Source organism: Bacillus andreraoultii (genome assembly GCF_001244735.1).
In the GTDB taxonomy this organism is placed as follows: Bacteria; Bacillota; Bacilli; order Bacillales; family Caldibacillaceae; genus Caldifermentibacillus; species Caldifermentibacillus andreraoultii.
Window position 1 is genome coordinate 2,829,054 of record NZ_LN868937.1, and the last position, 25,058, is coordinate 2,854,111.

17 protein-coding genes and 2 pseudogenes are annotated in these 25,058 nt (G+C 34.1%); 4 read left to right on the forward strand and 15 right to left on the reverse strand.

All coding sequences use genetic code 11. From position 1 onward, the window contains the following. Positions 1 to 155: 155 nt before the first annotated feature. A pseudogene (locus BN2144_RS20525) lies at positions 156 to 380 on the forward strand (Arm DNA-binding domain-containing protein); the annotation flags it as partial. Positions 381 to 968: 588 nt separating this feature from the next. On the opposite strand, the gene BN2144_RS18725 reads toward BN2144_RS20525, so the two are convergent. The 6 genes from BN2144_RS18725 to BN2144_RS18750 all read right to left on the reverse strand — a co-directional run bounded on the left by BN2144_RS18725 (position 969) and on the right by BN2144_RS18750 (position 10,457). Continuing rightward, the gene (locus tag BN2144_RS18725) at positions 969 to 3,029 is read right to left on the reverse strand and encodes a hypothetical protein (RefSeq protein WP_033829727.1); all 2,061 of its coding nucleotides are present in this window, start codon (positions 3,027 to 3,029) and stop codon (positions 969 to 971) included. Further along, the gene (locus BN2144_RS18730; protein ID WP_033829728.1) at positions 3,019 to 3,672 is read right to left on the reverse strand and encodes a hypothetical protein; all 654 of its coding nucleotides are present in this window, start codon (positions 3,670 to 3,672) and stop codon (positions 3,019 to 3,021) included. The genes BN2144_RS18725 and BN2144_RS18730 overlap by 11 nt, the downstream gene beginning before the upstream one ends. Continuing rightward, positions 3,672 to 5,105, reverse strand: a complete 1,434-nt coding sequence (locus BN2144_RS18735) for a hypothetical protein (RefSeq protein WP_033829729.1) — start codon at positions 5,103 to 5,105, stop codon at positions 3,672 to 3,674. The genes BN2144_RS18730 and BN2144_RS18735 overlap by 1 nt, the downstream gene beginning before the upstream one ends. A 320-nt stretch (positions 5,106 to 5,425) precedes the next feature. After that, positions 5,426 to 6,691, reverse strand: coding sequence for a hypothetical protein (locus BN2144_RS18740; protein WP_033829730.1), 1,266 nt, complete (start codon positions 6,689 to 6,691; stop codon positions 5,426 to 5,428). Positions 6,692 to 7,126: 435 nt separating this feature from the next. Further along, a complete protein-coding gene (locus BN2144_RS18745) occupies positions 7,127 to 8,791 on the reverse strand; it encodes an IS1634 family transposase (protein WP_033829731.1) in 1,665 nt (554 codons plus the stop codon). Positions 8,792 to 8,918: 127 nt separating this feature from the next. Then, a complete protein-coding gene (locus BN2144_RS18750; RefSeq protein WP_050632372.1) occupies positions 8,919 to 10,457 on the reverse strand; it encodes a DUF2334 domain-containing protein in 1,539 nt (512 codons plus the stop codon). Between the two features lie 435 nt (positions 10,458 to 10,892). Here BN2144_RS18750 and BN2144_RS18755 point away from each other — a divergent pair, with 435 nt between their 5' ends. Together BN2144_RS18755 and BN2144_RS18760 are read left to right on the forward strand one after the other, a co-directional pair. Continuing rightward, positions 10,893 to 11,768: a LysR family transcriptional regulator gene (locus BN2144_RS18755; RefSeq protein WP_033829732.1), complete on the forward strand. Its 876-nt coding sequence runs from the start codon at positions 10,893 to 10,895 to the stop codon at positions 11,766 to 11,768. A gap of 207 nt (positions 11,769 to 11,975) precedes the next feature. After that, entirely contained in the window at positions 11,976 to 12,635 is a 660-nt protein-coding gene (locus tag BN2144_RS18760; protein WP_033829733.1) for a type 1 glutamine amidotransferase domain-containing protein, read from the forward strand. 591 nt (positions 12,636 to 13,226) lie between these two features. Here BN2144_RS18760 and BN2144_RS18765 read toward each other — a convergent pair. Next, positions 13,227 to 14,393: an IS256 family transposase gene (locus BN2144_RS18765; RefSeq protein WP_033829734.1), complete on the reverse strand. Its 1,167-nt coding sequence runs from the start codon at positions 14,391 to 14,393 to the stop codon at positions 13,227 to 13,229. Between the two features lie 58 nt (positions 14,394 to 14,451). Here BN2144_RS18765 and BN2144_RS18770 point away from each other — a divergent pair. Next, positions 14,452 to 14,865: pseudogene (locus BN2144_RS18770) on the forward strand (ISL3 family transposase); the annotation flags it as partial. A gap of 458 nt (positions 14,866 to 15,323) precedes the next feature. Here the strand turns inward: BN2144_RS18770 and BN2144_RS18775 are convergent. The 8 genes from BN2144_RS18775 to BN2144_RS18810 all read right to left on the reverse strand — a co-directional run bounded on the left by BN2144_RS18775 (position 15,324) and on the right by BN2144_RS18810 (position 25,049). Then, entirely contained in the window at positions 15,324 to 16,058 is a 735-nt protein-coding gene (locus tag BN2144_RS18775; protein ID WP_033829735.1) for an exonuclease domain-containing protein, read from the reverse strand. Beyond that, on the reverse strand, positions 16,048 to 17,040 hold the full coding sequence (locus tag BN2144_RS18780; RefSeq protein WP_033829736.1) for a DUF294 nucleotidyltransferase-like domain-containing protein: 993 nt from the start codon (positions 17,038 to 17,040) through the stop codon (positions 16,048 to 16,050). Before BN2144_RS18780 ends, BN2144_RS18775 begins: the two co-directional genes overlap by 11 nt. Before the next feature lie 70 nt (positions 17,041 to 17,110). Next, complete coding sequence (locus tag BN2144_RS18785; protein WP_033829737.1) at positions 17,111 to 18,163, reverse strand: carbamoyl phosphate synthase small subunit; 1,053 nt, start codon at positions 18,161 to 18,163, stop codon at positions 17,111 to 17,113. Positions 18,164 to 18,349: 186 nt separating this feature from the next. Continuing rightward, the gene (locus tag BN2144_RS18790; RefSeq protein WP_033829738.1) at positions 18,350 to 19,615 is read right to left on the reverse strand and encodes an ammonium transporter; all 1,266 of its coding nucleotides are present in this window, start codon (positions 19,613 to 19,615) and stop codon (positions 18,350 to 18,352) included. A gap of 61 nt (positions 19,616 to 19,676) precedes the next feature. Further along, positions 19,677 to 21,527, reverse strand: a complete 1,851-nt coding sequence (asnB, locus tag BN2144_RS18795; protein ID WP_033829739.1) for an asparagine synthase (glutamine-hydrolyzing) — start codon at positions 21,525 to 21,527, stop codon at positions 19,677 to 19,679. Between the two features lie 44 nt (positions 21,528 to 21,571). Next, on the reverse strand, positions 21,572 to 22,879 hold the full coding sequence (gene glnA / locus BN2144_RS18800; protein WP_407638081.1) for a type I glutamate--ammonia ligase: 1,308 nt from the start codon (positions 22,877 to 22,879) through the stop codon (positions 21,572 to 21,574). 23 nt (positions 22,880 to 22,902) lie between these two features. Beyond that, complete coding sequence (dapF, locus tag BN2144_RS18805) at positions 22,903 to 23,796, reverse strand: diaminopimelate epimerase (RefSeq protein WP_033829741.1); 894 nt, start codon at positions 23,794 to 23,796, stop codon at positions 22,903 to 22,905. An 11-nt stretch (positions 23,797 to 23,807) separates the two neighbouring features. Then, on the reverse strand, positions 23,808 to 25,049 hold the full coding sequence (locus BN2144_RS18810; protein ID WP_033829778.1) for an LL-diaminopimelate aminotransferase: 1,242 nt from the start codon (positions 25,047 to 25,049) through the stop codon (positions 23,808 to 23,810). Between the last annotated feature and the right edge of the window lie 9 nt (positions 25,050 to 25,058).

A 25,058-nucleotide genomic window follows, 5' to 3' on the forward strand; every position in this document is an offset into this window, starting at 1 on the left:
TCATTATACAAAATAATAAAAAACATTTGAGATAAGGGTGATTTCATTTCGACCATATGAAGATCACCCTTATCTAATTCCAACTAGATGAGGAGAATCAGTCTATTATATATATATGAGAACGTAAAGGGAAAAAAGGGAAAACTTATGAATATACGATTAGCAGAATGGTAAATGGAGTTTCTAAACCTAGTAGAAAACGTGGATTTCGTACAAAAAAGGAAGCAAGAGTCGCTGCTACTGAGGTTGAAGCACTTAGCAATAGTTTAGCCCCAACTACAGTTGCAGGTAAAATTGTTTTTAAACAATATTTTGAGGATTGGATTGAAATTTTAAAAAAACCAATTGTTAGTCCAACCACATTAAAGCATTATCAGTAATACCAACACAAACAAATTGCAAAAGAAACTACTTGACGAGTTAAACATAGAACCGATAACTGTCCATGGATTAAGACACACCCATGCAAGCGTACTTCTTTATCAAAAGCTTTCATTCACTACGTTAGTGAAAGATTAGGTCATAGCGATATTGAGACAACACTAAAGGAATATACACATGTTTTATAGGAATTACGTTTGCAAGATGAACAAATAACAATGCAAACTTTTGAAACTATGGTTGGTTGAAAATATGCGTAAAAAAATGCGTATAATGAGTGCAAAAACGTATTATTTTATTTCCTTTAGTTCGATTGGCAAAGAAAGTATTAAAAAAATCCCTAACCCTTGTGAAATAAGAATTAGAGCCATTTCTATTATTTAACAAACGTGATTAATCTTGTTTTAAAGATACCGGTGGTCGGGATACAATAGCCCCTCTTGACCCTTGATATTATTAGGTTTCTTAGGAGTTTGTGAAAAAATTGTGTAAAGTGAATTATTATGAAATCGTTTTGTTTTTAAAATTAATAAACTACTTTTACTATATCATTTAATAATTTACTTATCACTGAAAAACGCCCCACCTTATCTTTCTTGTATTAAATAGTTGTTTTCTAAATTTAATGAGATATCACTTTCACTTAGACTTCCTTTATCCCCCGAAGCTAATATAATTTCAAACTGACTAGGGAATTTTTTTCTTAACTTTATTAAAAAGTTAGTAAATTTATTATAAGATTCTAAGTCTAAGTTTTGTTGTCTTGGCTCATCCAAAATTAAAATTAATGGATGATTTGTAGCCTTTTTAAACTCTAGTCCTGTCCTGAGTAGAGCTAAATAGTAGGCTAAAATTATTCTAATTAAACCACTACTAGAAGTAATACTGTATAAATTCCTATTATTTAGCTTTGGTAAATAATCCTCATCGTCAATTATAATATCTTTATATATCTCTTCGGATACTACTTTCATGGCTTCTTCCTCTGACATATTATCTTTTTGTGAATTTACTACTCTTGAATAATCAATACCGTCTTTTAGAAAGTCTAATCCAGAAAGATATTTCTTAAAATTCCTTTGGAAGAATTTCAATTTGGTTTTGTCATCAACTTTAGATTCATTATTCTTAATTCTTTGGTTTATTGTATCAATTTTATTATTCAATACTTCAATATTTCCTCTTAAATTCTCATACTTTAAAATTATTTCTCTGTCTTTTTGCAAATTTATAATAGTATTATTTATTCTACCAATCTCACGAGAAACAAGGTGGTATTCTTTCAAATTATAAGGTTTTAACTCCCCCTGAAAATCTTCAATGGTTTTTTGGATCTCTAACAAATCAAGCTTTACAATGAAGAGATTGCTTTCAATCTTTGCTCTCTCTTTGACTTTAATATTTTTTAACCTTCGGAAATCCTTTTCCTCATCTATTAGGTAGCCTAATAATTCATCTGGTTTTGAATAATTCCTAGACATCATTTCATGTGAACATACACTACAATGATTAGTTTCCAATTCATAATCTTCATCAATGGTAACCTCATTATTACAATGGGGACACTTCTTGACAGGTAAAGAGCCTATAAGTTTCTTTGCAGTTTTTAATTTATCAAGTTTTTCTATGTCCATTAATATTTTATTTAAATAGAAGTCATACTCTTTAATTTCATTATCAAGGCTAACTATTTTTTCTTCAAAACGTTTTTTAAGAGACATCAACCGTTTATATTTATCCTTAAATGGTTTTAATATATTATTATCATCTATTTTAGCATTCTCAATTTCGACTAATTTTTTTCTATACATATCTAACTCGTTATGCAGACTCGTTATCTCTTCATCAAGTGTTTTAAAATCTTTAAATTTAGATGTTGATAATACTTCCTCTACATCAACAATCGACGATTTTTTTTGCCTTAACTCACTATGCAAACTATTTAATAAGAATTTATCTGTTATATTAGTAGTATTAGAAAAACCCATTATTACATCAAATGCTATCTTTTTTACATCTTTAAGTCCATATCGAGGATTTATTGCTTGAATATCTCCCCATGCATGTTGATTTATAATAAATAATGGTAATAAGTTTTGGATATAGAATATTAAAGTGTTCCCTTGTGTTTCAATTTCGTTCTTTTCCCCAAAGGCTGGTGTATTTTTATAAATAGGTATTCCAAAATATTCAAATAGAAATTCTTGATAAGTTTTATTGCCCTTTATATTTCTATCCTTTTTCACTTTTAAATAGGTTACTTTTTTTGATTCTTTATAGTTTTCAATGCTACAATTCCAATATACTTTTACTGGTTCAGATTTTTCTAGTGTATTTCTACATATTACAATTCGTTCTTTTTCATTATTTAATTGAACTAACACTTCACTTTCTAAGATGGTATCATTAAAAAACTTATCTATTATAAGACTATAATCCGCTACGTCATTTTTCTTTTTTTGGGGGTAAATATCCTCACCAGAAAGCCCAAAAATCAAACTTTCAATTAGGGTTGATTTACCAAGAGTATTTTTACCATATATTAAGTTTATTTCTTTTGTTTTTCCTTTGTTTGTAAAATTAATATACCTTCCGTATTCTTTCCCACTTTGCCCCTTTATTTTTATCTCTATTGCCTCAATTAACATCTACCAGCTCACCCAGCCCTTTGAATAATTCTTCAAGATTTTTTTCTATAAAATCATCAATTGTTTTGTTAGTTGCATCTACTCTAAAAAGTTTATTTATTACTTCCATTCTTCTTACCCATACATTTTCCATTTCCTTTATCTTTAAAGCAAGGCTATTACCACTTTCTGTTAATGTTAAAATAAGTTGTTTTTGACTTTTAGTTACATTACCATAATAAACATTAACTAGGTCTTTACTTATTAAGTAGTTAAATATATTTTCATATTCAAAATCCCACGGACCCCTTATGTACTTAACCATAGGGGAGAAAACTTCTTCCTTTTCAAATGTTTTTAAATCCAATGAGCTTATAACTTCTTCACTTTTATTTTTAATCTTGCATACCTTTTCTAAATAAAATGGATATCTAATTAAAAAATCGTAAAATGCGAATTTTCTTCTACCATATAATGACTCAAATGGAGATATATCAGACTTAATTATTCCACAAATTTTTATAAGTAAAATTATTCGGTATGAATGAAAGTCAAAATCATTATCAGGTTTTATATATTTAATTTGTTGTTCTGGTGGAATTACATCCAGTCCCATATTATTTTTTATTAAAATCTCATAAAATCTATCATTATCGAATTTCATTAACTCCCCACCTTACTCCATCTTAAAGGACATTCTGCAGCCATTTGATACATTTGAGCATGGACTACCGAGGGATTATCTATTTTCTTATCTTTTGCAAATAACTCTAACTTTTTTTTAAACTCTTTCCAGAATAAGGCTGAATTGAAATTATCTTTACTTTCAATCAAAAGTTTTGCTTCAAAACATTCTTGCTTAACTGATTCCTCAAGTGCTTTTAATGTATTATACTGTTCCTCCAACCCATTTAATTGTAGTTGCTCTAGATGTATAAGGTATCTACACCGGAAAGAAGTTGCAATCTGTATCAAATCTGACTCCAGTTCCTCTTCTAGATTCATCAACTTTATTTTACCTTCCAATCTACTCTGATTATTATTGGATTCATTATTTATAAATTCTTTTATACTTTTACCATCGTAATAAGGAAGATCATAAGTTGTTTCTAACATTGCCGGGGACTCAGGTATTCTTTCTTTCAAGTCTGCAAACTGTTTACCTAAAAACTGATGCATTTCATCTAACTTTCCCGATATTTCATGAATACTACCAAGAATTTCACCATTGGTTCTTTCAAACATCTCTTCTTCAGATTCGTTAATAATTCTATCCAATAATATTTTATCTAATTTCCTTCCTTCTTTTTCACTACTAGATGATTTGAAATAAATCTCTGATAGCAGTCTAGTTAGTAAGAGATATGAATTATTTTTGGTGTATTGATATATTAATGTCATGCATTTCATTTTTAGATTTTCTACAGCAGTACTACCTTTAATATTTTCAAACGACCATCTAATTTTTTTTGTAAACGACTCCAAAATACTTTTATCCTTTAGAATGTTCAACAAATGGGCAGTGTCATAGATAATATTGAATCTTTCTTTCTTCAATAATGTAATTTTTTCTTTGTCATTTCTCTTTCTATACTTTTCTATTCTATTGTTCAATTGCGATAAGCTATTATCTAATTTCTTATTAATAATACTTTCAAGAAGCTCTTTAACCCTTGATATACACTGATTAAAAAGTTCTAAATCCATGCTATCCTGATTATTAACCCAAGCCTTTAGCAGTTTATCATTTCTTTTAATACTAGTGTTAGTTTCAAATACAAATAAACCGTTATAGTCCTTATATAAATTATATAAAATAAAAAAATTATAAAGAGACTTTGAAATCTCCTCATCTTGAGTCCCTAAATTACTTGAATAACATTTTATTTGGGTGAATTTTACAGACAATAAATCTTCATCAATTTCTTTCATATCATCTTCTGTCTCACAATATAATGTAAAATTAGTACCTTCTATTACATTAATTAGCCATGTCTCTAAAGTCTTTAAATACTGATATAGAAATCCTCTATTTGTTTCTACAGCATCAGTGTTTAATTTAAACCTATCAAATATTAATAACTCATTTTGCCTCATTAATATTTCTCCTATTATAAGACTATTATTATAGTAATTTTACATTATACGCCAAAAATATTCAAAATTTACTAGAAATTGACAATCACTCACCCTAATTGTTTTATCTTTTTATAATTAGCTCGAATAATGTATGCATTGGTAATAAAATTTACGAAAATTAAGTGACTAATAGAAAAATCTTTTATAATATTACTTTTAATATTATTCTAACCTACACCTTGTCTGATTCGAATATGTTAAAAAACTTCTCAGGAAAAAGGCCATTCAACTCATAAAAAGTCGAATGGCTCTATTTTTTATCTCAGATAAATATAACATTAGGTTTTATTTAGATTTAACCAAATTTCAATAGATGTTCGCTTATCCTTTTTAATTTGATTATTATCCCTAGGATTTTCATAGCACCAATAAACAAAATCCTTAAACTCTTGAGTAGTTAAATTGTTTTGTTTTGCTAGATACCTCACTACCTTATCAAATCTTTTTTGATATTCAGGGTATCTTTTAATCCATTTAAATGGGTTTATACTATTTTTGCTCATATTTAAGTTTGCATTAAGGGGAATTATATTTCCGATATAAGTACCACAATGTCCAGTGTCTAAACAAACAAAATGGTCCTTATGTAGATTTTCTTTTTCCCCCGATAATGAACATTGATTCGAGAAATAATTTAAAATACTTTGGTATTCCTTTTCGGTAAGCGTGTTTGGCAGCTCTCTTTTTTTAGCTTCATGATTAAGCCTATATACGTTAACCTTATTTGGATTATTTTTTCTCCAAATTTTATTATTCTCCTTAAATTTGTCCGAGTTATTTGCATAATATTTTCTTGACCTTTCTTTTATTTTTGTAGGATTTAGTAGATAAACCATTCTTGCTTTTTCAATATATACAGCTCTCTTTTTCCTATAAGCAACTTTTTTTCTTTTACTAACGACTTTCTTTTGTGTTGTACGGTATTCCTTGTGCCACTTTTTTTCACAATCTATACAAATACTCTTCCTTCCCCCAGCTCCTCTCCCTGCTCTATAATTTTCTAGAGCTATAAGTTCATTACATTTCGAGCATTGTTTCATTGCAACTTCTTTGTCATTTACCGTCTTATGAACAATTAGAACATTACGTCGCATATTTGTCTTGTTTCTGCAATCACGACAACATGCCATTGTATTTCCAAAACCTCTACTACTTTTGTGAAATTCCGTATAGTACTTAATTTTGTTACACTGATTACACTCTTTAAACATTATCTTTGTGCCATCATAGATCACAACAGTACTTATCTCTTTTGTTCCTCGTTCAATTAGTACGGCATTTAAGGTATTATAATTACCAATATTATGACTTATCGTCGTAACTTCTTTTAAAAAATCATTTCCCTCTATGTATAATTTATTATCTATAACAATTAAATTTAGAGGAGTATATTTAGTACTTCTCACTCTATCTTTTGAACACGCCTCACATTCTGGACGACATTTCCCATAACCCTTATTACTTTTATAGTAATATCTAATCAACTTTAATTGCTTACAGTTATTACATTGTTTTGCTATGATTTTTTCAGTATTATATATCACAATAATATCAACACCTCGGCCATCTACTATTCGATAAGCATCTATTTTGTTAATGTCATCAATATCAAAATTCTTATCAAGAATAAGTGAGTATTGTAAATCAGCACATTATCCCAGCACCAGTTTATCAAAATAAACCGGCCTAAAATCTGGAATAATGTGATTATTTTTCACTTTATTTCAGAATTTGAAAATTTTTAAGCACTTTATTTCAGTCAAAATACATAAAAAGATCCCCCTAAAAAGGGAGATCAAATTCCGGAAGTAAATCTCTTTCAGAAAGCCGAATCGGATATTCTTCTACCAAACGTAAGGTAAAGACAATATCATTTTCAATGGTTATCCCGAGTTCGACAGTTGCTAGGTAAACGAATGCCCCTCAAAGCTTTGTGTATCAAGGTTTTGAGGGGTAAAAAGGGCATAATTATTGTGTTACTAGCTTTTCGGTTTGATTTCTAAAATTTCAGGAGGCAGATTCACGCCTACTTTATTGAAAATCTCTTTCTGTTTGGCGGTTGGTGTCGTCGTACGATATAGATCTCCATCCTTCGTGGTGAAATGACCCACTTGAAGCCTTTGGACCTCACGACGCACGGAATTCCAACTCGAGCCGGTTTCATTTTCAATCAACCTGACAAGTAAAAGTGCCAGCCAATTAATGATGATATGAGCTCGAATTCGTCTCTCTAGCCGATGGTACATCGGCCGTATGTTTAATGTGGACTTTAACGTTCGAAAAGCGCTTTCGACTTGAAGTAACTGCTTATACCCTAACGCAATATCCTCAAGGGATAACGTATCGTCGGATGTCCGGATTAAGTATTTGCCATCGTATTTCTCTTCATCCCGTATGGCTTGCTTATTCAGTTTCAAGGTACCATCTTTCAATTGGCGGATATATTTCCCGTACACTTTATGCGCCCGTAAAGCACATGCCCGTTTGTGGTGGGCTTCATTCGGTAATTGTTTCAAATTTTCAAGCTGCTCCTCAACGGCACAGATGATTTCCTTTCTTTGACGGCGGTCACGTTCGGCTTCTTCCGGATTATAGGCGATCACATAGCGCTTTCTGGCTTCGCCATCTCCAACAATCGATTCTTTTACTAAGAGGTTTTCACGAATGGCATGGAACCGTCCACGTTTACTAAGTGCAGCTTCCACATCCTTTTTGCCTGCCCGCATCCGTTCGCCAATAATATAATGTCCGGCACCACGTTGTAGGATGCGTAGATTTTCTTCGGAGGAAAAACCACGATCCATCACATGGATTATGCGCCCAAGGCGCCAACCCATCAAATCTTTCTTCACTTCCTCAATCACATTCATATCCATCGTGTTTCCCGGCCAAGACCACACTTTAATGGGAATGCCTTCACGTGTAACCGCTAGTCCAATCACCGTTTGTACGAGGTCCGGACGTTTATCTTTCGAGTATCCTTGAAGCCGAAAATCGTCATCTTCCGGGGTTTCGTCGGGAGCGACTTCAAAGTAACTGGATGTCGTATCGAAATAGAGAAGATCAACTTCTAGATTGAACAGGTTGGAAACATTGTCAAATACACGATCTTCCAACAAGCTTTGGGCATCCAATAACTTGTCCATGGCACGGTAAAGCTGATGGCAATGAACACTTGGAAGCCCAGGGAGATAGACATCTTCGGATATCCATTCTTCCATTCCTAATTTACTGGAAGGGGCAAGCGCACGGTTTGCGACCATTGCAAAAATGGCACGTTCTAAATTGATTTCGTGCTTGCGCTCTTTAAAAATCTCTTCGAGAATCGTATCCATCCCTAATTTTTTCCAAAGTTGATCAAATAGCCAAATGCCACCCAGTTGCTTGACAGACCGGAATAAAAATTCAGCTGTATCTCTAATTTTTTGTTTCGACTTCAGTGCCTCTTCGGGTGTGAGGAATCGATTGATACTTTGGGCCAGTCGTTCGAGTACGGCCATATCGAGATCATCTTCACGACCGAATGAATAGATCACCTTCGCTTTCGCATATTTGGCCTTCGGATCCCACACGTTATGAGCGAGCTGAATGTACGAAACTCTTGATCCATCTTTGTTTTTGCGAGTCACTCTTCTAATATACATGCCTATATTATAATTCATAAACATTATAATGTAAACATAAATTTTATTAAACGTGTGCCTATGTAAAATTCAAAAAATTTTAAGCACAAATCCACGAAAAGATTGATATCATAGGAAATACATTTTATTAAAAAGTGAATTTGTGCCTATTTACTGTCGAACTCGGGTTTAAATCAATCCAGGTAATATTTGGCAGTTTCTCCATTTCGGAAATCAACTTCACAAAGCGCTCGACACCCAAATATGGATGATAGAAGGCAGCAAGCATTCCATCTTTTGTATGTTGAAATCCTTCAGCCTTTTTCATCATATTTTGAATGGCATCAGGGTCATCTGGTCTCACGTACCCAAGCGTCTCTGGCAGTAATTGCATTCCATTTAAAAATGATGGGGAAGTAATATACGGAGTACTATCCATTATCTCCCAATCGTTGTCACTTAATTGGATTTGCCCGACATACGTAGAAAAGTATTCAGAAATAACAGTGTATCCATTTTGGGACATTGTATATTGCGGCGCTTCAAAAGCAAGAGGGTATAGTCCATAATTAACCAATTCCTGAATTCCTCTAGTTATCTTTGACTCAATATATTCTCTTTCATACTCTTGCAAATTCCGAATATAGCTTTCATATTCAGCTTTCGTGTTAAAGTCATTTTCATTTTGCAAAGTAATTGTTTCATCAGGCGGAGCATAAACAGGAGTATTATTTTCAACATCCCAAAATTCAAAGCCTTCCCCTGTCTCACTTTCCCTGAACTGATGGGTATAGCCATGGAGAACAATACTTCCTCCGTCCTTCTGCATCTCTTTTAGCACTTTTAACAGCTCTGGGGAATTTGAAAAATGGTGTTTCTCCCCTGTTATTGGGTTTGTATAAACTGGAATAACCGCTACCATATATGAGATATTTTTTTCCTTTAAAATTTCAGCAATTTGCCTTACATTTTCTGGGTCTACTAACGGGTGGATATCTTCAAGCCGGATATATGCTGGGTGTTTGGCATCATGATTAGCGTTAAAAATGCCATGGAGAATTTCTCCAAATAAGATGGACTTTTGTGAGGAAATGCTATCAACCGCATAAAAATAATGATTTTCGTTTTTTACTAATATAGGATAAGAAATTATATCTCCAATCTTTTTCCCCTCTATTACTATTTCCGTATCTTCAGTTACCTCGATATGAATGATATTTTGGCTTATTACATCGAATACATCCTCCTTATTGCTTGTTAAATTCACTTGATTCACTTCCCTTTCATGCAGCGGAGTAACAAATGCGAACTTGTCACCGAGCTGATCGGAATTGTAGCCAATCGCTACAAAGGTTCCGCTATAATCATCAAACAAGGTAACGAAAGTGGATGGAAGCCGAGCATTGACCTGTCCATAATAGAACAGATGAGTAACGTTACGTAAATCGTTTTTCTCCACTTCCTCGCTGCTTATAAAGGTGACGTCATTCGTAAAGTGACTGATTAACATATCCAAGGACCGCTGATATTCATCGATTTCCCCGTCCCTTGATGTATAGATTACTAGAACTTTCGCTTCATCTTTTATGTCTGCGCTTCCAGTCGGCACATTCAGCCAAAAAATTAAGACAGTCGCAATAACGAAAAGTACGGAGCTTTTATTAATTGCCCCCCGGCTGTTTCCCATTCTTCCTCCTCCATGAAATGTTCTTTATTAAAAACAATATGCTGTCCATATGGGAAAAATGTCGTATTTATCATTTTTCAGCCTATAATTTTGCTAATAAATAAACTGCGGCAAAAATGATGAAGATAACCCAGTCGCAGTGGTTAAGGAGAAAAGGAGGAATTGCAAGAGAAGATACAGAGGGGATTCGTTTATCTCTTTAAATTGGAAGGAATTTACCATATAAAAAGGGGCAACCATGAAAGTTTAACTTCCATAGTTACCCCATAACGATAAATGGAAAACCAGCTTCTTATGATGCGGTTATTTGGCTTTTAATGGCGAGCAAATACAATTCTCTTGTACATTTATTAAGGAAAAATTATGCTTTAATATAGTAAAGCCTATTCTTATCGTTAAGCCTGCTAATATTATCCTAAAATAAGAGGTGATTTAATGGTAGATTTTGAATGGTACAGGAGTTTTGTCTATATATATAAGTACAATTCAGTTTCCGAAGCGGCCAAAGCCCGAATTATGACACAACCTGCATTGAGTCAACACTTGGCATCTTTAGAATCCGAAGTTGGCGAACCTTTGTTTACCAGAACTTCAAGAAAAATGGTGCCCACGGAAAGAGGAAAGGAGTTATATTCACAAGTAGCCCCGCTTATTGAGTCGTTAGAAGCGACTAGTTTAAGTTTTCAGTCTACCTCTTCACCCGCTTTGTCCATTATAAGAATCGGCTCTCCAATGGAATATTATTATGAAAATATCCTTTCAAAACTTAATGAATTTAATTCATATACTGTTTCACAATTTGGAACTGCCGACCAGTTACTTGAATTATTAAAGGAAGACAAAATAGATATCGTTATTACTTCAAAAAAGTATCAATCGCCTGAAATTGAATATTCTTTTTTGCATGAAGAGGAGTTTGTCATTGTTGCACCTGATTATTTAGAAATACCGGAGAATTTAGATTTGAAATCTAAGGAAAAATTTCTTTTGTCCCAAAAATGGATTAGTTATGGATTGGAGTTGCCAATAATTAGAAGGCTATGGAGAGAACACTTTAAAAGACGGCCAATTATTAAACCGATTCATGTTATTCCTAATCTGCATCTTATTTTAAAGGCTATAGAAAGCGGAATAGGAATAAGTCTAATTCCGACTTATATTCTGTTAAATTCGATGCAGGAAGCAAAAGCAAAAGTATTATTTAAGGAATTAAAGGTAAGCAACAAATTATATATTGCATATAAAACAAAAAATAAACATTTGCCAGAAATCAATAAAATCACAGCTGCCCTCTCAATAAAAAATAACTAATTCCTCAACTATATAGTCATTCAGTTTATGCTGGATGACTTTTTTAATTTTTATATCCAGTCATTTATTAGAATTGTGCAAGTATACCCTTGTATTTTAAAATAAAAATATTTATATATAATCCATAAAAACATAATTTGTTTTATAGTTATGGCGGATTTAAAATAATTAATGAAACAAAGATCATTTAAAAGGAGGCAAAACCTTATGACAAAAAAGATTTTAATGGTTGTTACGAATCATAAAGAGCTTAGTAATGGCAAGCAAACTGGTGTTTGGTTGTCAGAATTTGCAGAGGCGTATATAGAATTTACGAAAAGAGGGTACCACATCACAGTTGCAAGTCCCTTGGGAGGAAAAAGTACAATTGACCCGGCCAGTGCCGATGGAAATACTCCACAAGAGATTTTGGATACTGAAAAATATTTACAGAATACGATAAAATTAGATGCAATATCTTCCCAAGAATTTGATGCCATTTTTCTGCCGGGAGGACATGGTACAATGTTTGACCTTCCTAACAATAAAAAACTTCAAGAATTATTACGGGACTTCTACGAAGAAGGTAAGATTGTTGCTGCTGTTTGCCATGGTCCTGCTGGATTGGTTGGAACAACATTGTCTAACGGTCAACTGCTTGTTTTCGGCAAACGCGTTAATGCTTTTACAGACAGAGAAGAGGCGGATACCGGACTAAGGGACCAGCTTCCATTTCTTTTGGAAAGCAGAATTCGGGAGTTAGGGGCAATTTTTGTAGCTGCTCCAAACTGGTCTGCTCACTTCGAGGTGGACGGCAATTTAATTACTGGGCAAAACCCTCAATCTACGAAAGGTGTTACAAAAGCAGTTATAGAAAAATTAAGTTAACCTTGAAGACCATGACAAAACATATTGGTCGTTTATAAATCCGAATTTTTAGTATTTAGATGCTCCGGGAATATACTTTCGGGCTCGCTAATGGCTGGTGAGCCTCCAACGCACAGGACGTGACCCGCAAGTAGCCTGCCTCGGGCAAATCGTCCTTTCGGGTTCTACCTAGGCCTTAGCATCCGCACAACAACGGTAGCTGCAGCAGCTATCCATCCCACGCAGAAAATTAGAATGCATTTTCTAGGAGCTACGTATATTACCGGAGCTAATAATATGCAATGCTCTCCTGTTTTAATCAATACAAAAACCACAACGAAATTGTGGTTTTTTAAGTGCAATGCAAATTTTTATCTACTAAAATGGTTTAAATATCATTAATAAAAGTATCACTACTATTAAAGATTTTTCAACGGTACCGTCAAGAATTTTGTGTAATGTAAGATAGATAGGGTATCTCTGAAATAGATAGGGTATCTCTGAAATGGATTTAGAATAGAGGGGGATATTTCCTCTACACAAGAGACTCAATATTCAGTCTCCTGTGTGGAAAGGGAGAATCCCCTTATTTTGTTTATTTACAATATTTGGTTAACAATAACGTTCTTCAAACATTCGTTGAAGGGCTTCATGCGCTTCGGCAAATCCTCGTAACTTTCGCCCTGCCCATTTCTCATTAAAATCTTGAATGGTCAAATACACGACTTTTTCAGCGGCTTCTAAACTGCTCAAACTGTTCATCGGCTTTAGGCGTTTCCGAATCTCCTTGATTGTTCGTTCGATGGCATTCGTCGTGTAAATCACACTTCGAATACTGCTTGGATAATCCATAAATGTAAGGAGGACATCCAACTCATTGGCCCAAGATTGGACTTCTCTCGGGTACTTGCTGGACCATTTCGACTCAAACTGTTGAAACATCTGTAACGCTATCTCCTTATTCGGTGCGCGATAAATCAGTTTGAGATCCTCTGCCACTTCAAATTGATCTTTTTTCCGAACACGATGTAAGGTATTACGTACTTTGTGAACGACACAACGCTGCACATCGGCTTTCGGATAAACCGAGCGAAAAGCTTCCTCCAGCCCCGGAAGACCATCGAATACTCCCAGAAGCACTTCCTTGACGCCTCTTTGGTAGAGGTTTTGAAGAATTTCTTGCCATACATAGGCACTTTCTTGTCCTCCCACAAAGAAATCAAGAATTTCGCGATTTCCTTCTTCGTTCACCCCTAACACCACATAAATGACTTCTTTCTCCACGGTTTCGCGACGAAGTTTTACGTATAAACCATCCAAATATAAGACCGAATAACGCTGATGTAGAGGACGATTGTGCCATTTCTCGATGTCTTCCTTCACGACATCGGTAATACGACTGATCGTCGTTGGAGAATAGGCATTTCCTAAAATTCGTTCGATAAACTTGCCAATTTCCCTCGTACTCATGCCACTTTGATACATTTTGATGACGGCTTCCTCGAGCCAACCAGTATGACGTTGGTAAGGGGCAAACAGCTGCGTTTGAAATTCCCCATTTCGATCTCTTGGGACCAAAAGGCCTTCAATCCGGCCATATTGCGTATCTAGATTTCGTTGATAGTAGCCGTTTCTCATATTCGATGTTCCGGCCTGTTCGATTTCGAGGAAATTTTTCATTTCTTCCCGCATGATCAGTTCTAATTTTTCCTTTACAAACTGACGAATCACACTTTCCAGTTGATTTGCCCAGTCTACATTCGGTATACTTTTAGACATAGGTAGGGTTCTCCTTTCTCTGGAATGTGTTTTTGTCCAAATCAGAGAATACCCTACCTTTTTTCTCTTGAAAGGTTCTGAAAAGTTAACGGCTAATGAAAAACAACAATTAGACGAGATGCTCAAAGAGCATTCAGAATTGTCATATGCCTATTTTCTAAAAGAACTCTTTAGAGAAATATACCAAGTGAATGACTATGATACAGCTGATTCACTCTTAGAAGAATGGATTCAACTCGCATGGAGCAGCCCATTTCCTTCATTTCATCAAGTTGCCAAGACGATAGAAAATTGGAAGGCACAAATTTTACAATATTTTCTTACACCTTTTACGAATGGCCGGATTGAAGGTACAAACCATAAGATTAAGAACATCAAAAGACGTGCTTTTGGCTTCAGAAACCTTGAAAGATTTCGGCTACGTGTATTTTTGGAATGTACAGGTAAAACTTATAAAAATCAGGTTGCTTAACCATGCCCTTCATCAGCTTTCCGCATTGTAGTGGCTAGAATGGAAGCCGTCAAGGAAAGCGCTTGACCACTTCCATTCTACCCACTTAGTGGTCTGCAAGCTGACGAAGGAGCTACTCTAGATTGAGTATCAATCTCGCTAACTTATTACCGGAATTGTGTGAACATCACAGAATATGGTGATGAGACAAATATTTAAATGCAGTAATAATGTACTTACCATTAAAACCCAAATCGATCAAATATACCTAATAATTCTAGTGAAGATCTGTCTAATTGTTAAAAATTTACTAATTCTTATATATGAAAGCTTTTACAAAACATAGGATAGTTCGAATGGATTATGTAAGAACAAAGTCATGTGGTTATCCCTTTCATGTTTTGTAATGCTGATTGAAGTTATACCTAGAGAGGAAAAATCTAAAAAAGTGGAAAAAATTATAAAAACTTACTCATAGATTAGTTATTCATTGCGAGTTGTTCATATACATCCTTTAACGTAGTACATCCTATTAATTTTAGTTTTTGAATATAAATCTGCCATAACTTGGCCAGTGTGATTGCGTCCCCTAATGCATGATGGCGATTTTGAACTTGTATATCACAAATAGCACAATAATCATCTAGACTGACAATACTTTTATCTGGATTAGCAATATTAAACACAAGTGATGTATCAATAATTCGATGGGAATACATTTTTTTAAAAGTTTTCCAATTTGCATGCTGTAGAAATTTTTTTTCGTGGTTCGCATGATGAGCAACCAGTGGGGCGTTTTGAACAAATTGATAAAACTGGATTAATACGTCCGCTATTGGTGGGGCAGACAGCAATTCAGATTCGTCTATTCCGGTTAATTGTTTAATCTCATCAGGCAGTCTTCTTTCATTATATACTAATGAATAAAAAGTTTTATTAGTATCCATTTGTCCATTTATAATTTTTATAGCTCCAATTGAGAGAATTGAATCACCTTTTTCTGGATAAAATCCTGTAGTTTCAAAATCAAAGATGACCACATTTAATTTATTTAAAGGTACATCTAAACACTTATCTACTTCCATTTCTTTTTCTAGATTCCTTAACAAAGCAAGGTGGTTCCGATCGGCCTTACCCAAAAAAGGTATATAAATACTGGAGGAGATTTTTCCTCGAAATTGATTAAAAAAATGATACAAAGGATTATTTTTCATTACTCACGACCTCTTGCACTCTCAATTTTGTATACTTTTGAAGTACTTTTAAATCTTTAAATATCTGTTTAAGCTTCTTTTTCTCTAATTTAGTAAGGCTTTTAATATTGAGATAATGTGTATCTTCATAATGTGTTATTTCCTTTTTAGAAATTCTCATTTGCATTAATTTTTTGAAGTTGTCAATATGTGTTTCCATCATCACTTTATACTGTTCATATAAACCAAGAGCTTCCATTCGAGATAGCGTGGAAGTCGCTTCGATTTTTTCAATGATAGCTAATAAACGAATTGCGTTAACATAAGGAAATAAAGCAGTTAATTTTATATTAATACATCCACTATAGGGACCAGTTGTGATAGGTAAAAATTGGTTAACAATTCCTATAGCGTCTATTTTAAATTTTGTATTCTCTAGTAATCTGTCTAAAATAGATGGTTGTTGTTCAATCATCTGATAGACAAGTTTTTTTAAAGTTGCTAGCTGCTTTTTATCACCAACTACAACTCTTGCATCCATAAAAATTAATATATATCTTAAAGATTGCCAAGAGCTCTCTTGGATCCAATGGTTAATTTGAGCTTCCCATTCTTTTTCAGATCGACACCATATTGGGTTTGAGCTCATTACATTCCCATCACAAATCGGAAAACCAATGTATTCCAATGCTTGCATAAGTTTCTTACCAAATGTTAAAAAATACGTAACTTGAGTTGTCCCCTGTTCTTTATAAATGATTCCATGATCTTGATCACTAACTACTGCTTGTTCACACCTTCCTGCACTTCCCATAACAAACCAAGAAAATTCGCAAGGTGGTGGGCCATATTGTTTTATCATATCTTTCAATGTTATTGCGAATACGGATTTTAAGATCATTTCGTGAAACGAGTGTAACTTATCAATACTTTCTAAATAACAAGTATAATTCTTGTCATACCACCTTTTTATCGATTGATAAGATGTAAATGTTTCTCGCATAATAACACACCCTTAACTAGGAATGTAGAATATAAAATCAATTGGCCCATCGCTAGATCAAAACTAATGTTTAATAGATTATAGATTGTAGAAAATGATCGAAAACAAATTCTGTATCAAGTGGACCAGGATGTCCTTCTGGATGAAATTGTACTGTAATTATTGGTTTTCTTTTATGGCGTAAGCCTTCAATTGTCCCATCATTCACGTTAATAAACGCGATTTCAAATTCTGATTCATTTATTGAAAAATCTTCTACTACATATCCGTGATTTTGAGAAGTAATATATACTTTATCTGTTTCCAAATCTTTTACTGGATGATTTCCACCTCGATGACCAAATAAAAGTTTTTTAGTTTTTAATCCGTATGCTAATGCAATTAATTGATGACCAAGACAAATTCCTAATGTTGGGTAAACCTCTGTTATTTGTCTAATTTTTTCAAATTGGTCACGAGCAGTCATTGGATTACCTGGCCCATTACTAATTACTACTCCATCTGGTTTTAATTCATGTATTTTTTCTATTGGATAAAAATATGGTACTACTGTTACTTTACATTTTTTTACATCTAATAAATAGTCCAATATAGACTTTTTATAACCAAAGTCAAGTAATAGGATATGTGGACCTTTTTTTTCATAAGTAGTAACTGATTTTGTTGTTACTTTATTTAATAGATTAACGTTTTTTTGAAAATATAATGGAGTTGTTAAACGATCAGAGATTATCCCCTGAACAGTCCCTTTTTCTCTAATGCTTCTTACTAATTGTCTAGTATCAACATCAATTAAACAAGGCAAATTAAATTTTTCAATCATACTTAATAGGGAATTAGTCTTATCTAATGGATTGGATTCCATTTCTAATTCTTTTACAACTATTGCATTGGCATGAACTTGCAGACTCTCACTAAACTTTTCATCAATTCCATAATTCCCCACTAAAGGATAAGTGAATACAACAATTTGACCTGCATATGAAGGATCAGTCATTATTTCTTGGTATCCTGTCATACTTGTGTTAAACACGACTTCTCCAAAAACGGGTACATTTTTATTTCCTATTATCTTTCCTTTAAAGATTTCTCCAGTTTCCAGAATTAAATATCCTGGTTTCATAATTATCCCACCTATATTTTAAGAATAAAAATTTTTCAGAAAAAATGTAACCATTTTCCTGCTGGATAATGGTTACATGATTGAAGATTGGCATAGGGGATTTAATATAATCTACCACTTAACCAAATTCCGAACTTTGTCAAAACATTAAAATATTTTTATATAAACCAGTCTATTGTCACCGTATTATATCGCTGATTTAGAATTTTTTTCACCTAACGCTTCTGGATATCCATAGGATCCATGTTCAGTTAAATCTAATCCGATCACCTCTTCTTCTTCCGATACACGAAGTCCTTTTAAAACCATTTTAATAATAAGTAATAAAATGTAAGATACAACAAAGGCATAGGCTGCTGAAACAACTACCCCCATTGCTTGAACTCCAAGCTGTGTGAAGCCACCACCATAAAAGAGTCCGGCTTGACCTACTGTTGCTAATTTTGGTGTAGCAAAAAAACCTGTAGATAAAGTACCCCAAACACCTGCAACACCATGTACAGATAAAGCATAGATTGGATCGTCAATTTTATATTTATCAAAAAATCTAGCACTATAAAAAACTGTAATTCCTGCAATAAATCCAATCAAAACTGCTGCCCATGTTTCAACAAAGGCACAAGAAGCTGTAATAGCAACAAGACCAGCCAATGTTCCATTTAAAGTAGTCGGTACATCAGATTTGCCTAAAACAAACCATGATATAAGTAATGCACCAATTGAACCTGAAGCTGCTGCTAGTGTAGTATTTATTGCTACAAAAGCGAAAAATGCATCATCTACTACTAGCGTACTACCTGCATTAAATCCAAACCATCCTACAAATAGAATAAAGACACCTAGCGCTGTATAAACTTGATTGTGACCACTTAAATTATTACTAGTACCATTGGCATTATATTTTCCAATTCTTGGTTTTAATAATATATTAGCTGCTAGGGCTGCCATTGCACCTGTTAAATGGACAACTGTAGATCCCGCAAAATCTTGTTTGCCATGCTCAGCTAACCAACCGTCTCCCCAAATCCAATGAGCAATTACTGGATATACAAATATAGAAAATAATACGGCAAATATTAAATAAACGGAAAGTTTTGCTCGTTCAGCAAATCCGCCAGAAGCAACGGCTAAAGAAATCCCTGCAAAGGCTAATTGAAATAAAAAGAATGCTGTAGATGAATAATCGCTGTTTTCTGCTTCCTCTCCTGAGAAGAAGAAATCTGATAATCCTACAAAGAAATTGCTATTTTCTCCGAAGATAAAACCATAACCAACAGCCCAAAATGTAAGTGCAACAATACCGAAAGAAAACACGGTTTTTCCAGCAATATGCCCTGCATTTTTCATCCTTGTCGAACCGGTTTCTAATAGAATGAAGCCTGCTTGCATGAAAATGACTAAAAATGCACCTAGAATAATCCAAATACTGTTTAAGTAAAATACTTCCTCCATCTTTTTCCTCCTCTTTCTATTTAATGTTTATTGTGACAGAGGATCATCCTCTGGTTCACACCTAGTGGTCTAAAATATTAATATTAAATTGTTCAAGCCATGTATTGATTTGGGAAATATGTGCCAAAAGTTGTGGGCCTGTCATCAACTGACCAAACCACGGTTTTTTAAAAGAAGCACCATTTGAATCGATCAGTTCTTGTATTTTTTGTTTTGATATTAGTTCTAAAATTGGTGAGGATTTTTTTTCGAGTATGTTTTTTAACTTTTTCTTCACAAGTTCTATATAAAGTGGATGATGGGTTTTTGGATAGGGGCTTTTTTTTCGATATAAAACATCATTCGGAAGGATTCCTTCTAATGACTTTCGTAATAAGCCTTTCTCGCGCCCATTCAGCATTTTCCAATTCCAAGGAATATTCCAAGCATATTCAACAATTCGATGATCGGCAAATGGAACACGAACTTCCAAGCTTGCTCCCATACTCATGCGATCCTTTCGTTCTAATAAGGTTGGCATAAACCAAATCATATTTAAATAAAACATTTCGCGACGACGTGACTCAGATACAGTTTCTCCTTCTAGTTTTGGAACTTCAGCAATTGTTTCGTTGTATCTTTCTAAGACATATTCGTTTAGTTTCAATTTCTCTTGCCAATGCGCTCGTAATAAATCCTGTCTGTTTTTAGCAGATGTCATCCAAGGAAAACCATTGGCATTCAATAGATCGTCGCGATAAAACCACGGATAGCCGCCAAAGATCTCATCTGCACATTCACCCGATAAGCTAACTGTAAAATTTTCTTTTATTTGCTCACAAAACCATAATAGTGAAGCATCGACATCTGCCATTCCAGGTAAATCTCTAACGAATACAGCCTTATCCAAGTAATCGACTAATATCTCATGATTAATCACAAGTGCATGATGATTCGTTTTCAAGTATTCCTCCATTTTGGAAATCCAAGGAGTATCTTCCTCAGGTTGAAATAAACTGGATTTAAAATACTGTTGATTTTGTTCATAATCAATTGAATACGTATGGAGTGGTCCTCTGCCCTCTTTTTTAAAATAAGCTGATGTAATCGCACTAATGGCACTGGAATCTACTCCTCCAGATAAAAAGGTACAAACAGGTACATCAGCAACCAATTGACGTTCGATGGCATCCTTTACAAGGTTCGAAACTTGTTTAATGGTATCGTTTAAGCTATGTTGATGTTGATGACTTTCCACTTGCCAATAACGCCATTTCTTAAAACCATTACGATTAAATATAGCTGCATATGCGGGTCGAATTTCATTTATTCCACGAAAAATACCGTGACCCGGCGTCCGAGAAGGACCTAAGCCGAATAGTTCCTGAAGTCCTTCCCTCTCTATTTCCGCCTTTCTTTGTGGATGTGCTAATATTGCCTTAATTTCTGAGGCAAAAATAAGTGATCCATTGTTTTCACTATAAAAAAGTGGCTTAACACCCAGGCGATCCCGTGCCATAAACAATTCTTCCTTCTCTTCATCCCAAATTGCAAAGGCAAAAATTCCATTTAAATACTTTACACATTCCTCTTTCCATTCCAGATATGTGGTTAATAACACTTCTGTATCTGAATAGGAATTAAAGGAATATCCTCTTTTTAATAGTTCTTTACGCAAGTCTTCCGTATTATAAAGTTCACCATTATATATAATGTGATATTTTTTTCCATTTTTTACTTTTACCATTGGCTGCAAACCGCCTTTAGGGTCAACTACGACAAGTCGGGCATGACCAAGGAGAATGTTATGTGAGCCCCAAACCTTTAATGCATCAGGACCTCGTTTAGACAAGCTTGCTGTCATTTTTTTCATTACAGGTACATATTGGGTTAAATCCATATTCCAATCTACCCATCCGGTAATTCCACACACAGAACAACACCTCTTTTTGTTATATTCTTAGTTTGCAATTCATACTAATACTGTGTTAAATATTGCTCTCGTTCCCATGGATGTACTTGAGTTCTGAACAAATCCCATTCGATTTCCTTCGCTTCGACAAACCGTTCAAACAAATGACGACCTAATGCTTTTGTCATAACTTCATCAGATTTAAGTAATTCTATAGCATCAGCAAGAGTAGCTGGTAAGTCGATAATTCCGAGTTCCTCGCGTTGTTTTTTAGACAAAGCATATATATTTTGGTCAACCGGTTGTGGAGCTGTTAGTTTATTTTTTATTCCATCTAATCCAGCAGCAAGTAAAACGGCCATTGCAAGATACGGATTAGCTGAAGGATCAACACTTCGAACCTCAATTCGTGTACTCATACCACGTGATGCAGGAATACGAATTAATGGGCTACGGTTTCTTGCTGACCAAGCTACATAACACGGTGCTTCATATCCAGGAACTAATCTTTTATATGAGTTTACCGTTGGGTTTGTAATGGCAGTGAAATTTGGTGCATGTTTTAATACTCCTGCCATGAAACTGAACGCTGTGTCACTTAATTCTAGTAGTCCATTTTTATCATAGAAGGCATTTTCATTATTTTTAAATAAGCTTAAGTTGCTATGCATACCTGAACCATTAATACCAAGTAATGGTTTCGGCATAAATGTTGCTAATAATCCGTGTTTTCTTGCAATTGTTTTCACAACTAATTTAAAAGTTTGAATGTCATCACAAGCTTTTAAGGCATTTTGATATTTAAAGTCAATCTCGTGTTGACCAGGGGCAACTTCATGGTGAGAAGCCTCGATTTCAAAGCCCATTGCTTCTAATTCAAGTACGATATCACGTCTGCAGTTTTCTCCTAAATCTGTAGGTGCTAAATCAAAATAGCCACCATTATCATTAAGTTCAAGGGTTGGTTCCCCATATTCATCAAGTTTAAAGAGGAAAAATTCTGGTTCCGGTCCAACATTGAAACTTGTAAAACCTAGATCTTCCATTTCTTTTAATACTCGTTTTAAATTATTTCTCGGATCTCCTTCAAAAGGTTTTCCGTCCGGGTTATAAATATCACAAATAAGTCGTGCAACCTTACCTCTTTCCGAATCCCAAGGGAATATAACAAAGGTGTTCAAGTCGGGGTATAAATACATATCTGATTCTTCAATTCTTACAAACCCTTCAATAGATGATCCATCAAACATCATTTTATTGTTTAATGCCTTAGGTAGCTGACTTACAGGTATTTCAACATTTTTAACCGTTCCAAATAAGTCGGTGAACTGTAACCGAATATAACGTACGTTTTCTTCTTTTACCTTTTCCATGATTTGTTCTTTTTTCACCATACTCAACTCCCCAATTTTTTTAATTTATTTTTGCTATACTTTAATTCACCATGACAAATATAATCCGCTTCACCTTTTTTCCAAACATGGCCCTTTTCATCCCACCGAATTGTTAAATCACCACCTGGTAGATGAACGATAATAGGTTCATATTTTTCAAGATATTGATTCATTGTAGCTGCGACAACAGCAGCACAAGCACCTGTACCACAAGCCATTGTCATTCCTGATCCTCTTTCCCACACTCGATAATCCAGTTCTTTTGGTCCCTTCACCTGAACGATTCCGACGTTTATACGTTCTGGAAAAAGACTGGAGTTTTCAATGATGGGACCAAGCTTTTCTAATGGAAATGCATTCACATCATCAACAAAAATAATTGCATGGGGGTTTCCCATTGAGACACAAGTTAAATAATACACATTTCCATCAAATGTATAAGGTTCGTTAATCGTAATACTGAAGGGATCACCTTTCATTGGAATCATAGATTTTAATAGTTTTGGTTCACCCATATCAACCGTAATGGACTGGACTGACTGTCTTTGTTCGAAGCCTTCTTCAATTTCTACGTTTACAACACCTCCTCTAGTTTCAATGCTGAAACGCGGACTCTTCGCATACATGTGATCGTATAAATACTTAGCAACACAACGTAAACCATTTCCACAGTTTTTTGCTTCAGAACCATCTTCATTGAAAATTCTCATTTTAAAATCAGCGATGTTTGAAGAACAAATTAGAATAATACCGTCAGAACCAATGCCAAAGTTAACATCTGAAACATATCTAGATAAATCAGGATACTCATGTTCTTCCAAGATATTTTCTGGTTCATCCAGCTGGTTAAAAACGACATAGTTATTACCTAACCCATGCATTTTAGTAAAAAACATTTCTTTCCCCCTTAAAAGATAAATTTAGTAGTAGTAAGCCTTGCTTTAATCTCTTCAAAAACTTTTTTCTCCTCCTCCACACTATTAGCTTCAAAAGTAACAGATAAGCGAATATAACTCCCTACATCATCCCAAGGTACGGTTGAGATTAAATGTTCGTTGATTAAATATTGGCTAAATTGTTCCGCTGATTTGAATTCTGGTCCATTTTCTACCGATTTTGGTATTCTGACATATAAGTAAAATGAGCCTTTTGGTTTTTTGACACAAAACCCTAAATCTTTTAGTACTTTAGTTAAATACTCATGTCTTCTTGAATATTTTTCTGCAGTTTGCTTTGTTATCTCGGGTAGAGATAAAGCATAAGCAGCAGCTTTTTGAATAGGTATAAATTGACCTGAATCGAAGTTATCTTTAACAAAAGCAATTGCCGAAACAAGTTTTGCATTACCTGCTATAAATCCAATTCGCCAACCTGTCATGTTGAAAGCTTTAGATAAAGAATGTAACTCGATTCCAACATCCTTAGCACCGGATACGGAGAGAAAACTAAGTGGTTCTTCACCATCAAAGACTAGACCTGCATAAGCAGCATCATGGATGACTATAAGTTCATGTTTTTTCGCGAAAGTAACCACATCTTTAAAAAATTGTCGATTTGCAACAGCCCCAGTTGGATTATTTGGATAGTTTAAATAAAGTAGTTTTGCTTTTTTTAAAACCTCATCAGATAATGTTTCTAACTTTGGTAAAAAAGAGTTTTCTTCTAGTAACGGTAAATGAACAACCTTACCTCCTAAATACTCAGTATGTGTACCTAGAACTGGATAATTAGGAGAAGGCATAATTGTTATATCACCTGGATTAATGAATGCAGTTGGAATCATCGCTAGAGCTGATTTTGTACCTATAACATGATTAATTTCAGTTAAAGGATCTAGGTTATCTACTCCAAATACTTTTTTCATATATGTTGCAGCTGCAATTTTAAAATCATCTATTCCATTATCCGCATAAAAACGATTTTCCGATAAATTCGCCTCTTCTGCTAAAATTTTGATAACTCTATCGTCTGCCTTAGCATCCGGTTCACCGACACCTAGGTCAATTAATTGTTTTTCCGGATGTCTCTTAGTTGCTTCTCTTTTTGCTCTTTTAATTTTCTCAAATTTATAAATTTCATTTGTTAGACCAAATTGTTTTCCGCCAATTCGATCTGCAAATATGTTTTGGATGTAGTCTGTCTTAAACATTCTTGATAC

Bases quoted from the DNA above. Each gene is read 5' to 3' on its own strand.
- BN2144_RS18725 (WP_033829727.1), bottom strand. From the start codon at position 3,029: ATGTTAATTGAGGCAATAGAGATAAAAATAAAGGGGCAAAGTGGGAAA.
- BN2144_RS18730 (WP_033829728.1), bottom strand. From the start codon at position 3,672: ATGAAATTCGATAATGATAGATTTTATGAGATTTTAATAAAAAATAAT.
- BN2144_RS18735 (WP_033829729.1), bottom strand. From the start codon at position 5,105: ATGAGGCAAAATGAGTTATTAATATTTGATAGGTTTAAATTAAACACT.
- BN2144_RS18745 (WP_033829731.1), bottom strand. From the start codon at position 8,791: ATGTATATTAGAAGAGTGACTCGCAAAAACAAAGATGGATCAAGAGTT.
- BN2144_RS18750 (WP_050632372.1), bottom strand. From the start codon at position 10,457: ATGGGAAACAGCCGGGGGGCAATTAATAAAAGCTCCGTACTTTTCGTT.
- BN2144_RS18755 (WP_033829732.1), top strand. From the start codon at position 10,893: ATGGTAGATTTTGAATGGTACAGGAGTTTTGTCTATATATATAAGTAC.
- BN2144_RS18760 (WP_033829733.1), top strand. From the start codon at position 11,976: ATGACAAAAAAGATTTTAATGGTTGTTACGAATCATAAAGAGCTTAGT.
- BN2144_RS18765 (WP_033829734.1), bottom strand. From the start codon at position 14,393: ATGTCTAAAAGTATACCGAATGTAGACTGGGCAAATCAACTGGAAAGT.
- BN2144_RS18775 (WP_033829735.1), bottom strand. From the start codon at position 16,058: ATGAAAAATAATCCTTTGTATCATTTTTTTAATCAATTTCGAGGAAAA.
- BN2144_RS18780 (WP_033829736.1), bottom strand. From the start codon at position 17,040: ATGCGAGAAACATTTACATCTTATCAATCGATAAAAAGGTGGTATGAC.
- BN2144_RS18785 (WP_033829737.1), bottom strand. From the start codon at position 18,163: ATGAAACCAGGATATTTAATTCTGGAAACTGGAGAAATCTTTAAAGGA.
- BN2144_RS18790 (WP_033829738.1), bottom strand. From the start codon at position 19,615: ATGGAGGAAGTATTTTACTTAAACAGTATTTGGATTATTCTAGGTGCA.
- glnA (WP_407638081.1), bottom strand. From the start codon at position 22,879: ATGGAAAAGGTAAAAGAAGAAAACGTACGTTATATTCGGTTACAGTTC.
- dapF (WP_033829741.1), bottom strand. From the start codon at position 23,796: ATGTTTTTTACTAAAATGCATGGGTTAGGTAATAACTATGTCGTTTTT.
- BN2144_RS18810 (WP_033829778.1), bottom strand. From the start codon at position 25,049: ATGTTTAAGACAGACTACATCCAAAACATATTTGCAGATCGAATTGGC.